Origin of the sequence: Vibrio iocasae (genome assembly GCF_042245395.1) — a bacterium.
Lineage (GTDB): Bacteria > Pseudomonadota > Gammaproteobacteria > Enterobacterales > Vibrionaceae > Vibrio > Vibrio iocasae.
This window is the reverse complement of the sequence record NZ_CP145311.1, coordinates 1914986-1927525: the sequence shown is the minus strand read 5'-3', so window position 1 is coordinate 1927525 and position 12540 is coordinate 1914986. Positions and strand designations below refer to the sequence as shown.

Here is a 12540-nt window from a genome sequence, read left to right as displayed (position 1 = left end):
AATCTGTCGCGATACTGTATGGATGAACAGTAAAAGAATCATTATAATAATTACAGAGATTCACAAAATGAGTATAAAGAAAATAAGAGCAGAGCATACTGCTCGTCACGCTGTATATAATCAGCCTGAAACAAACAAAAAGTCAACTGCTTTCCTATTGGTCGACATACCAGTTAGCGACTTCCTCAAAGCTTATCCCGACGCCTATGTTATTGAGCCATCTTGCCAAATTGCGGATGTGCTAAATTACTATCAGCCAACCAAGAGACATCAGATCACTCTGGTTACAAGTAGTACAGAGCTTGCCAGTACTATCAAAAAGTATACGTATACTTCAGCATCAGGCTTCCTATGTTTTGATACTGGAGAACAGTTTTCATCCAACAATTACCTGCACATGAACGCGCGTCTATATGCGATCTCTGGCGATAATTACTTCAAACGCTTACTTTGTTCTATAGCTGCATCATCTGTGGGTATTGAGTACTCAAGAACGGGATTTAAGAAAAGGTTAGAGAAGTATGGTGTATCAAAAGTTGAATCGGGGGAGATAGCAAAAAGTAAGAATGATTTTCTTATTAAAGTTGTACGTGAAAACCTGTTGTTAAACCCTGATGATAATGTCATCGACGTGTCAGGGCTTTCTGAGATATCAAAGGCTTTAGTTTTGGCTATTAAAGCTATGACTGGTGCGGGAAAAAATACTGAACTAATTGATCCATTGATAAGAGCGTACTTAGCCTCAGAAAAAAAAGTATCATTTATCTCTTCTCTAAAAACAATCATTAACAAAAATAGCACGACTCATTGTGGCATCGGTGAAGGCTTTGTTAGCTATGAAACTGGCGCAAGTAACATTGACTATCTTAATCCTAAAGCTTTTTCAGTCTGTATTAACTCCCTGGGACAAAAGATTTTTCTTGAGCAAGTTTTGTCCAGTGATCTTGTTGTGATTGATGAAATCGAATCATGTATCAGAAATATCCTTTTAGGAAACGACAACCCAAAGTCTAAGAATCGTATGACGGTGGAAACCAGGAAGTTAATTATTGATTCATTGATTCGAGTTATCAAGAGTGCCCCTTGCCTGGTTGTTGCTGACGCAGATATCTCGCCATTAACTGCCAAGCTACTGACTTCTATAAGACCAGATATCCAAATATTCAATATTGAGCAGGACTACAGTCATATCAAAGTAAGTACAGCAACTAAAGACATGGTATTCCAGGAAGCTACAGCTGCGGTTACTGCGAATGATAAGCCTGTTGTGGTTCTGTTTGACAGACTAAAGGATCTTAATGTCTTTTTGAAAGGGTTGAAGGGTCGTGACAATAAATCTCTTAATGATGAAACTGCTTTGGATGAGAGTATTCTGGTACTTAATTCTGAAACTCATGGCAGAGAGGCGCAGAAGGAGTTTCTTGAAGATCCAAATGCAGTAATTAAATCGGGGAAATATCGTGCAATTTTGTGTTCTCCAACTTTAGGCAAAGGATTTTCTATCACGGAACACTACACGGACAAAATATACATTATTGCCAACGGTACCTTGGATCCTGCTGGCTTGATTCAATTTCCTCGCCGTTTTAGAACCGCTACTAAGTTTGTTTATGGCGTTAATACGGAACGCTCCAAGACTGTTGACCACACTCAACATTTAACAGAGGTGCAAGGAGAAGGTGCAGCAGAACCATTCTTCGCTGAGCTTTTAGCTGAGTATAAAACTGAGCATGAATTGTTGACCAGCAATATTGCTATTACTCTTCCAGAAGCCCTAAAAACTCTAAAATTTAACATGGTCGATCACCCATCACTCGATGCATCTAAAGAAGATAGAAATCTTGCATTCAACGAGAGAAAGCAAAACGAAAAACAACTAAAGATAAGTGAAATCAAAGAAATTCTATCAGAATCAGATATCTCCGAATCAGAAGCTGTTGTGTTAGAGGGTAAGCAAGGGAAGACAAAAGCTGAAGGATACTGTCTTAAACGGCACCATATTCAGCAAATAACAGGAGTAAATAACATAACGAAGAAGGAGGTAGAGTTCTGTACTAGTTTCGATATTAGTGTATATAAGTTATTCCACTCAGATGCTCATTATTATCGAGAATCTCTACTGCGTCAGGAATTTGGAAAGATAGCGTCAGGGCCTGACTATACATTATGTGAAATTGTTGCAAATCAGAAGATTGCGTCTTCTTTGATCGAACGACTTCAGACAACGGATATTGGTCAAGTTGATGTAGATTTACCTCAACCCTTACGGTTTGGAAAAGCGAGAGTGAAACCTGATAAAGCACTCATTATGATCAGGGCAGTGTTGGATGCTGCTGGGTTTCAGGGTAGGAGAGTAAAGCGTATGATAGATGGACGTTCTATTAACTGTTATGTCTACACACTCTCACCTTATGCACGAAGTGCCGCTGATTATTTTAGTTAAACAATAGAAGGGCGGTTGGGAACTAAATTTTCCATAGGGGGTACGTTGGCAATCAGTTCTGGCACTCCCAACTGAACCATACACATAAAGTGACACGGTAAGGCTTGCTGCTCAAAAACTCCCATTCATTCTAAATCAGTATCATTAAATGGAAGTTTAGTCTTTAATGTTGCTAAATTAGCATTTCACTATACATAAAGCCGTACTCAAATTGACAACTCTCTACAATTAATGATACTGTGCATCCATACAGTATTGGTATTTTACAGGTAGAGACATGATTATACTAAAGGAGCTGGCATCAAAAGATAAACTTAGTGCCGATGAGCTAAGTTCCCTCCTGAAGGAACTTGGTTATATTAATCATTTGAATAATCCATGTTCCAAAACATTGTCGGAAATTCTTCATATAAGCATGAGAAATTCACAGCGTATGTTGGCTGAGAATGGAGTTTCAGGTGTTTACTTTGAACACTTGCTTTTGCAGTTTGGGCTTAAACAACCTGCATATTCAGTACATTGATTTTTAAAAGTTCTTTATACTCAGGGCCACCATCTGGTGGCTACCATATTACAGCTGATCCAAAATGTTCAGCCGAGAGGTAAAGGGATGGACGTAGTCTTTGTATATAGGGTACGCTGGCTCACCAGACTTGTTTACCTTCAAAGCGGCAAGGTTTTGTAGTATGGCTTTGACCTTCGATGACCGACTCAAGAAGCTACCATCATTACCCCATGCTGCTACAATAACCCCAGCATCTCTAGACAGGGAAAGTAGGGTGTCATTGTTTCGAACACCCACGGGATCTTTTGCTTTCTTCATATGTTCAGGTTGGGTAGCTCTGAAAGCAAAAAGGTTGGTCATGCAAAGGCCACCATATCCCCAATCCTTGGCAAAATTAATACATCGACGAATAGTTGGATCGTCTTCTATTTCGTCGGCAGTAGAAGGATTCAGCCCTATAAACATGGCATAGGGCTTGGCGTCATCCCAGGTTCGCCAAAGCTCATATCGGTATTTTCTACATTCAGACAAAACGGCAGATTTAATCATCTACAACCTCAATGGTTATATGCTGAGCCCCATAGTAAGTACCTTCGTCGATTTCGTAACGCAAAGCTTCTCCACAATGAGGGCATTCGAACTCTTCATTTGGCTCAATGGACTCTTCCTCAAGCCAGTCCCAGCCAATATGTTTTTCACAGGTAGGGCAGTGCATAACAAGTTTCCTTAGCTGTTGTTTTACTTTTACTCATTTAAGTACAGCTCCGCCATCCCATCAAGCCGAGCCTTGACTTCTTTCCAATGAGGCATAACGCTGGTCAATAAACGCCAGAATCGTTCGCTATGGTTATGTTCAGCAATATGACAAAGCTCATGAAGAATCACGTAGTCGATACATTCTTTAGGCGCTTTAACCAAGTGTGGATTAAGCATTAAGTTCCCTTTCGCGGAACAGCTTCCCCACTGTTTTTGCATCGGCAGAACACGAAAGCTTGGGATACCCTTAACCCAAGTGGCTTGTGGGAGGAGCTCTGCTAACCGTTCATGGAAAATTCGCTCTGCACGCACTTTATACCAGTTGCTAACCAGAGCTTTAACCATAGCGGTTTTGTCTTCGTTAAACCTGGTGAGAGTAATTAACAGCTTTCCTCTAGTCATTTTTACCGTATGTAGAGCATCATTATCTTCGACGATCTTCAAAACGTAGCGACGACCTAGATAGAACTGCATTTCACCACTGACATAATTCTTCGGCTGAACGTACTCCAGATGGTCTCGAAATTCTTTCAAGGCATCATAGACCCATTTTGCACGCTTCATTACTGCTTCATGAATATCAGTCCTATCTGCATCATCAGGGGCAGTAACCACAGTTTCACAGTTGGGATGAACCTTAATAGTGATCTTACGTTTTATTCCTTCAGGGTGGGGTTTACGAACGACTTCGTAGCTAACAGCTTCATCGCCATAGATGAAGCTGTACTCTTCCTTATCTCTTTCTTTAGAGCCTACTGAGGTCATTAGTGATGACCTGACACGCCCAGACGGGTGATCTGAATAATGTCTGCAATGATGGCTTTGGTTTTATCCATCCCAAGTCCAGCATCTTTAAACAACAGTGGTAACAATTTACGGTTGATCTGATTTTCTATCTCCTGAGGATTAATCGAAAATTCAGCAACAGCAGCCGTAACAATCTCATCGATTTGAATTGCGTAATTGAAGCAATCATCTTCAGATAGTGGATTGTCATCGCCAAAGTGATGAGGAAACAAACAGTAATAAGACTGTACATGACGCTTAACCTTAGGATCTAGATCACTGAAGCAGTCGGTTGGGATACCATCAACTTTGCGTTCTTTTACCTGCTCCTCGAAATCAGCAAATAGCAGGTATTGCTTAACAGGAGCATCGAACATCTCTTTAGTCTGTTCAATCGCCTGCTTCAGCAACCTTGAGAAGTACTCTTGAGCATAAGGGTCATCAGCCAAATCCTGGTCAATCATCTTAGTGATACGGCCAGTTATTGCATCTTTCTTGTTACGCGCTTCATCATCACTCATTTCTTCAGGATGAGGAGCTTTACCCATATTGCCAACAAGATAAGCACCTTCGGGCTCTTGAATCTCTACGCCGCCAATATGTTTGTCCAACATAGTTCGAATATTTTCCGCATACTCATCGTAGTTAACGGTTTCTTCTGCATCTTCACGAACTTGCTTACGAAGTTCTGACATGGTTTTGAGAGTCTTTTTGTAGAGGTCTCGTTTATCGTCAAAACTCTTATCCTCGAAGTACGTTGCTGATTGAAGAGCCACCTTCAAACAGTTAGCAAATGCGGTTAGGGCTGAGTAAAAGTCGTCGCGCTTTTTCTGGTTCGTATCAGTAAGCTGACCATCGATAGTATCGATTTTTGGAGCTAGAACTTGGCGAAGTGCCTGGCCATCTTGTTTGTTCTTCACTCCGTCGAAGATAGCCCATAGGTCGGCATAGAGTCCTGGTAGCTTCTTGTACTCAGTATCCATTCGGCTATACAAACCTTTCAGATCGTCGATATCAAAACCACCTTGAGTACGTTCTGCCAAATCTTGATAATCAGCAATTGTTGCATCCAGCTCTTTCAGGATGCCTCGATAATCGATTAGATAACCAAATTGTTTTTGCTGGTGGAGTCTGTTTACTCGAGCAATAGCCTGGATGAGGTTATGCTGTTTTAACGGCTTATCGATGTATAGTACGGTGTTCTTAGGCTCATCAAACCCAGTAAGAAGCTTATCAACTACAATCATAATGTCAGGGCCATCGTCTTTACCAAATTCTTCAATGATGTGTTTGGTATAGACTTTTTCATCCTGATTCCCGACATTTTCCTTCCACCAATTTTGCACCAGATCTTTGCTTTCACCGTCAACGGTATCATGACCCTCACGAGTGTCAGGAGGAGACATAGCGACAACAGACGTCACTTTGCCAATGTCATCCAACAGCTTCTTGTATTGGATTGCAGAGGCTTTGGAGTCACATGCTAGTTGGCCCTTCAAACGCTGTTGTTTGAAATTCTGGAAATGATCTGAGATGTCGTGGGCTATTAGTTCCAGCCGTCCTTCAACCTGGTACACCTGGCCCTTCTGTGAGAACTTCCTCTTCAGGTCAGTGCGCTGCTTTTCGGAAAGTTTGTCAGTAATTCGATCGAACCAAGCATCAATGGCTTTGTCATTAGTGCTAAGATCAGGAATACGCTCTTCATAAAGAAGGGGAGTTACGGTTTTATCTTCAACGGCTTGCTGCATAGTGTAAGAGTGAATGATCTTTCCGAACTTGTTCTCGGTTTTATCATCCTGGAGTAGGGGAGTACCAGTGAATCCAATGTACGCAGCTTTAGGCAATGCTTGCTGCATGCGGATGTTGTTTTCACCATTTTGGCTACGGTGCCCTTCATCGACTAACACAATGATGTCAGCGCTGTCGTTATAACATTCAGGCAATTCTATCGCTGTACCGAACTTATTGATGATAGAGAAGATGATGCGCTCGTTACCTTTGCCGATTTGCTCTGCTAATCGGCGGCCTGTTGTAGCCATTGCATGCTTTTTATCTTTTTCCGATAAGGCTCCACCTGAGGCAAAGGTTCTGGCTAACTGATCTTCCAAATCTACGCGGTCAGTGACTACCACAACACGACACTTTGTTAGCTCTTTTAGCCAGATAAGTGCCTTGGAGAGAAATACCATGGTGAAGGATTTACCAGAGCCAGTGGTATGCCAAATCACGCCACCATTACGGGCACCTTGATCGTCAAACGATGTCACACGATCAATCAGAGCTTTGATTCCGAACACTTGCTGATAGCGAGCGACAATCTTGCCAGCCTTCTTATCAAACAAGGTATACAGACGAGCCATTTCTAGAAGGCGGTCATGGCGGAGTAGGGATACAAGAAGTCTATCTTGGTCGGTAACGATTAGTTCACCGCCTGCAATGAGGCTTAGGTATTCGTCCAGTACTTTACCTGGGCGGTGGTCAAAAATAGCTTCTAACTGCTTCTGGCTTAAAGGTGAATTCTTCAACCTAGAAAAAGTAGCTTCGGTAATTTCTTCTTCTTTCCACTTCGCCCAAAACTTCTCTGGAGTACCGCAAGTTGCATAAAGGCCTTCATGACCGTTTACAGAAAGCAGCAACTGGCTATAAGCGAATAAATGAGGGATCTCATCAACTTTCTGATTGCGAATGTTCTGTGAAATACCTTCTGGGACAGTTGGCTTACCTTCATGAGACGAATCAGGCCTTTTGGCTTCAATGACTACCCAAGGCAGGCCATTTACAAAACAAACAATGTCAGGAATTCGTTTACCCGTTCCATGTGCATTCTCAACCTCCAGCTCTTCCGTGAAGTGGTACTGGTTATTCGCTGGTGTTTCCCAGTCAATTACGTGGATAGTTGAGTTTGCCTTTTTCCCATCAATAAACTCGGTGACGCTTATGCCGTAGGTTAGGGCATCATATAGCTTTTCATTAGCGGCTTTCAGACCTTCATTCATAGCTGGATTGGCTAATTCCTGAACTATCTTATCGATAGCTGCTTCTGAGAGTTTGTGCTCTTTACCCATAAAACTGTAGTTTTTGTGCTTGAGCACATTTCGCAGAACATCTGGCAAAATCACCGTTGATAGGTTGCCTCGTTTAGCAACGCATTCTGTAGGTGGAATGAACTGATAGCCAAGATTTGTTAGAAGTGTAAGAGCAGGAATCTTGGCACTTTGTTCTTCACGGAAATTAGGTAATACATTACTCACAATGAAGTTCCTTACGATCTTGCTGCTTGCTCATAATTATCTAACTGCTGTAATCTTGATTTGAGTTCACTTAAAATATCACTTTCAGACTTACCTTTGAATATGCGCTGATAACCTCTGAATTTACCTGCTTGTTCAACCCATATATCGGTGCAGCTATTTGTATCTATATACTTATCAGCAAACTCAGTACTATTCTTTTCAAGTAATTCAGCGTAGAAGTTAATATGTGATTCATCAGGGTTACCATCTAGGTATAGAACTACATCGGAATTGCTCTTAGCCCAATTATCGAGTGAAAAACGCAATGCAGGCATGCTGTCCCAATGATTTAAACTGATGTTTACGGTTTGTTCTAGCGATTGCTGAAGCTTGAGTTGAAGATAACGATGATAATCGTTGACTGCGTTTTTTTTCATATCCTGAAGATTTTTTATCGCGGTTAGATTTTCTAAAACAAAACTGATAGTTTCTTCAGATGTAGTAGGTTTTGACATCATGGTCTCCAGGTGCATAAGGAATTCACGTAAAAGCAAAGTCCACTTGTTCAGTGGATGGTCGATGAAGTGCTCAGCTAATTTATGCTTAGTTGTTGAAATAAGCTCAATGTAACTAATGCCGTGCCAATTTTCTTTCAGGGCTTGGCCTGTAGGAGAAAGTACAACGAAGATTGCTTGTTTGCCGTCAAAACGATCTTGATTTCGTTCCTCTCTTAGGAAGTTTTCATACTCTTCGAATGGATTGTTTTGCTCATGAAACACTTTATTTTCAAGAATAATTACCCATTGTTCACCTTCAAGCAACAGATCAATACGTTTACCTGATTTAGTCGCAACTTCTCGTTCAGGGGACTCTGTAAGAGAACAATCTAGCTTTTGGAATTGATCTGGTAAACACTGAATAATGGACTTTAATACTAATGAACCTAATCCGTGTGAAGCATTATTGTCCGTGAAAAAAGCTAAGATATCTGTTGTTGGATTTTCGTAGTAGCCCTTGCTGCCTATGCTGAAAATAGTTGGTTCGTTGGGTTCCTCATTGGGAATGGATTCCGCGCGTTTTAACAGTTCACGCATCTTTTTTATCATTTTTTTTGTTTTCATATCTAGCCTTTCTGACTAATGTTTTTGACTAGCCTTAGCAGCTTGAAAGTCAACAACGTTATCTGGTAGCGAGTCTAACTGTGTTTTATTAATCCGCTTATTATGTTGTTCCATGACCGCTTCCATCGCAGCTTGTATTTCATCAATCTTATCTGGGTCAGAGATACCAGTAGCTCGCATTTGTTGTCGAAGTGAAGCAAAGTTAGCTTGTACAAATTCTCGTTCACTTGGATCTAAATCGCCATATTCCAACATCCAGTCGAAAAACATTTCTTCATCAGGATAAAAGTAGTCTGGATGACGTTTAGTACTGCGGATCATGCTGTTTATCCATTCATCGAAGGATGCAGCTTCTTCCTGATTGTTGGGGAGAACACCAATTTCGTTAACTCGATCTTCGAATTGCCAGACGACTTCGTTGATGTGGCTTTGTGCGCTGCGATCACCACGCTTACAGAAGTAGGGTTTTGGATGTTTACGCAGGTAACGACGGAACATGTTATGAAAGGTGTGTTCATCACACATTTCGAACTCTTCACCGAAAAACTGCATATTGTTAAACAACCGCTCAAGATGCAGTTCTAAGAAGGTGTTCCAGTCCCCTTTTTTAAGGTTACAAAAGATCATGGCATAGCGGGTATGGATGTGCATAACTATCAGCACATGCTTGCGCTGAACCTTGATTGCATGAACCAGCCATTGGGAGATGTGCCTGACGTCATTCCCTGAATCGCTAATAGAATCTATCGGCGGCTCAGTTAATGGTGAGTCCTTCTTACCTTTACGTGTAACGGTAAAGAAGTCAACAGCGGCTTTGGTGCAGTTGTAAACTAACATCGGTATTCCTGTTTTGTTATGAAAACGGTAGATGCTATCTGCCGTATCTAATTATTTCCCTTTATGCAGCTTCTGTTTCTTCCACCTTCACTCGACGCTTGCCAGTCAGCAATTGCTGCATCAACGCCTTTTTCTCTTGCTTGAGGTGAGATAGTTTGGCTTCTAATACTTCAATTTCTTTATTAGCAATGGAGAGAACAGAGGCGATCTTTTGTTGCTCCTCTAATTGAGGTATTTTTAATCTAATATTTTTTAGATCAGTGAGCCCTATACGTTTTCTAGTTGAACCTGTGCTTTTAGAAAGGGCATTGTTTCTGAAGTTACTATAGTTGACCATTTCTAGAATGAAGTTGTTATTGTACTTCGATCTATCTACTGCCAATCGAATACCATCAGAAGCCATCAAGTATCTTTGATGGAAAGCAGGTATTATAGTTGCCCGCGCGACAGGATCACCCATCTTGGAAATAATTATATCGCCAGGGAAAATATTGCAGCTAGCTAACTCATTAGCTTTCTGTTGACTAGTAAATATTTGGTATGAGTTATGAAAGCAGCCATCTCCAATGTTTTGAAGTTGAATAATACGAACGCCTGACTGTGTGTAGTCTGAAGATTTCAAGTCAGATCCGAAGGGGCCTCCTGTAAAACTGTATTTTTCTTTACCAGCGGTATCTATCAATCTAACTTCTTCCCAATCCTTCTCAAACACCTTACCCGTCTCAGGATTCAACAAACGCTTCTTACCCGTCAAAAGCTGCTGCATCAGCGCTTTCTTCTGTTGTTTGCTGGTTTCAATCAGCTTTTCGTTGGTCGCAATAGCCTTATCCCAGGTTGAGAGGATTTTGGCGATTTTACGTTGTTCTGGGAGTGGGGGGATACCAATTTTTAAGCCAAGTAACTCTCCCTTAGTGATGTTTTTCATCGAGCCGCTAGTACCAGTAGCGAGATTAGATAATGTGTAACGACTATGTTCAGACGCTAAAACGTAGCTTAACCACTTCATATCTGAATTTGGTTTAGGGAGCGTTTGCCACAGCTTATCTGGAAGGAATAAGTCAGAAAAATCACGCTCTATATATGCACTGGCTCCAACTAACTCTTCAGTGTTGCTTCGGCTAATTATGATCTGCCCTTGTTTTGGGTTTGTTTTAGCACGATGCAATTCGTTAGGTGAATCGATAACTTTTGTGGCATTTCGGTCAAATATTCCGTAAGAAACTGCACTTACTTTTAACACACCTTTTTCACCATTTTTCATTTGACGGTCTTCGCCATTAACACTGACACCAGACTCAAGCCCTAGCAGCAAATCACCAACTCGACCATCTTTCCACCCATTAGGCACCATAACCCAACTCCTCTAGGTAACCTGCCATTTCAGCTTCAAGATCAGCTAGTTCATCTTTTAGCTCAAGACGCTCTGCACGAACTGCCATCAGATTTATCTCTTCTTCTTCCTCGAAAGTATCGACATATCGAGGGATATTGAGGTTGTAGTCGTTCTCCTGGATTTCTTCTAAAGTGGCTAGGTAGGCATATTTATCTACGCTTTCACGAGCCTTGTAGGTATCAACGATCTTCTGGATGTTTTCTACTGTTAACTGGTTCTGGTTTTTACCCGATTTGAATTCACGCGAAGCATCAATAAACAGTACTTCTTTGTCGTCCTTCTGCTTTTTGAAGAGCAGAATTGCGGCTGGAATACCTGTTCCAAAAAACAGTTTTTCAGGCAGGCCAATTACGGTATCAAGCAGGTTCTCATCGATTAGCGCTTTACGGATTTTACCTTCGGTTGACGCGCGGAAAAGAACACCATGAGGAACTACAACACCCATTCGACCTGTTTGAGGTTTTAGCGTTTCGATCATATGAGAGATAAACGCGTAGTCGCCTTTGGTTTTTGGTGGAATGCCACGACGGAAACGACCAAAGTGATCATCGGAGGCACCTTCATGGCCCCACTTATCAAGTGAAAACGGCGGGTTTGCGGTTACAACATCAAAATGGAGTAGGCCACCATCTTTATCCTGAAGCTTAGGGTTGCGAATAGTGTCGCCCCACTCAATTCGGTGGTTATCTTCACCGTGCAGGAACATGTTCATCTTGGATAGAGACCATGTTGAGCCAATCGCTTCCTGACCAAATAGCGCGTACTTTTTGGAGCCATTAAAGTTGCTCTGAACCTGCTTACCACATTTCATAAGTAGGGAGCCAGAGCCACATGCTGGATCACATATAGTGTCGCCTTCTTGCGGAGCAAGAAGAATGGAAAGCAAGTCTGATACTTCGGCTGGGGTATAGAACTCACCTGCTGATTTACCGCTGCCAGCAGCGAAGTGTTTAATCAAATATTCGTATGCGTTACCGATGACATCCAGAGAGCCAACTCGGCTTGGACGAAGGTTCAGAGTTTCTTTACCAAAATCTTCTAGAAGGTGACGCAGGATTTCATTTTTCTGCTTTTCATCACCCAACTTGTCAGTATTGAAGCTGATGTCTTGGAATACATTTTTAAGTTTGGTGCCGTTAGCTTCTTCAATTGCATGAAGAGCCTGGTCAATGCGAGAACCGTTACCAGCTTCATGACGTGATTCATATAGATCCCAGAAAGTTGATCCAGTTGGAACCTGGAATGACTGGCTAACCATCATTTCAGCAATAAGCTCAGGTTCATCACCGTATTCTGCTTTTAATTCGTCATACTTGTCTTGATGAACATCTGAGATGTATTTAAGGAACAGCATGGTTAGGATGAAATCTTTATAGATAGAAGGATCTACAGTTCCACGGAATGTATCACATGCGCCCCAAACAGCTTTGTTGATTTCGTCTTGGTTAATCGGTGTATTTACCATT

The 12540-nt window shown here is 41.6% G+C and carries 10 protein-coding genes; 2 read left to right on the top strand and 8 right to left on the bottom strand.

The window, feature by feature from the left end; all coding sequences use genetic code 11:
• Positions 1-67 precede the first annotated feature (67 nt).
• Both SNR28_RS18505 and SNR28_RS18500 read left to right on the top strand, forming a co-directional pair.
• Positions 68-2443: a hypothetical protein gene (locus SNR28_RS18505; RefSeq protein ID WP_375750020.1), complete on the top strand. Its 2376-nt coding sequence runs from the start codon at positions 68-70 to the stop codon at positions 2441-2443.
• 277 nt (positions 2444-2720) lie between these two features.
• Positions 2721-2966 carry a hypothetical protein gene (locus SNR28_RS18500; RefSeq protein ID WP_375750019.1) on the top strand — a complete coding sequence of 82 codons (246 nt, stop codon included), beginning with the start codon at positions 2721-2723 and terminating at the stop codon, positions 2964-2966.
• A 48-nt stretch (positions 2967-3014) separates the two neighbouring features.
• Here the strand turns inward: SNR28_RS18500 and SNR28_RS18495 are convergent, their stop codons facing one another.
• The 8 genes from SNR28_RS18495 to SNR28_RS18460 form a co-directional block, all read right to left on the bottom strand.
• Entirely contained in the window at positions 3015-3497 is a 483-nt protein-coding gene (locus SNR28_RS18495; protein ID WP_375750018.1) for a DUF1643 domain-containing protein, read from the bottom strand.
• Entirely contained in the window at positions 3490-3663 is a 174-nt protein-coding gene (locus SNR28_RS18490; RefSeq protein ID WP_375750017.1) for a hypothetical protein, read from the bottom strand. Before SNR28_RS18490 ends, SNR28_RS18495 begins: the two co-directional genes overlap by 8 nt.
• A 29-nt stretch (positions 3664-3692) precedes the next feature.
• Entirely contained in the window at positions 3693-4469 is a 777-nt protein-coding gene (locus SNR28_RS18485) for a M48 family metallopeptidase (RefSeq protein ID WP_375750016.1), read from the bottom strand.
• Positions 4469-7741, bottom strand: coding sequence for a type I restriction endonuclease subunit R (locus SNR28_RS18480; RefSeq protein WP_375750015.1), 3273 nt, complete (start codon positions 7739-7741; stop codon positions 4469-4471). The genes SNR28_RS18485 and SNR28_RS18480 overlap by 1 nt, the downstream gene beginning before the upstream one ends.
• An 11-nt stretch (positions 7742-7752) precedes the next feature.
• Positions 7753-8844, bottom strand: coding sequence for a PD-(D/E)XK nuclease family protein (locus tag SNR28_RS18475; RefSeq protein WP_375750014.1), 1092 nt, complete (start codon positions 8842-8844; stop codon positions 7753-7755).
• Positions 8845-8859: 15 nt separating this feature from the next.
• Positions 8860-9681 (bottom strand): DUF6933 domain-containing protein, encoded by an 822-nt coding sequence (locus SNR28_RS18470; RefSeq protein ID WP_375750013.1) that lies wholly within the window; start codon positions 9679-9681, stop codon positions 8860-8862.
• Positions 9682-9742: 61 nt separating this feature from the next.
• Positions 9743-11032: a restriction endonuclease subunit S gene (locus SNR28_RS18465; protein WP_375750012.1), complete on the bottom strand. Its 1290-nt coding sequence runs from the start codon at positions 11030-11032 to the stop codon at positions 9743-9745.
• Complete coding sequence (locus SNR28_RS18460; protein WP_375750011.1) at positions 11022-12539, bottom strand: type I restriction-modification system subunit M; 1518 nt, start codon at positions 12537-12539, stop codon at positions 11022-11024. The genes SNR28_RS18465 and SNR28_RS18460 overlap by 11 nt, the downstream gene beginning before the upstream one ends.
• Between the last annotated feature and the right edge of the window lies 1 nt (position 12540).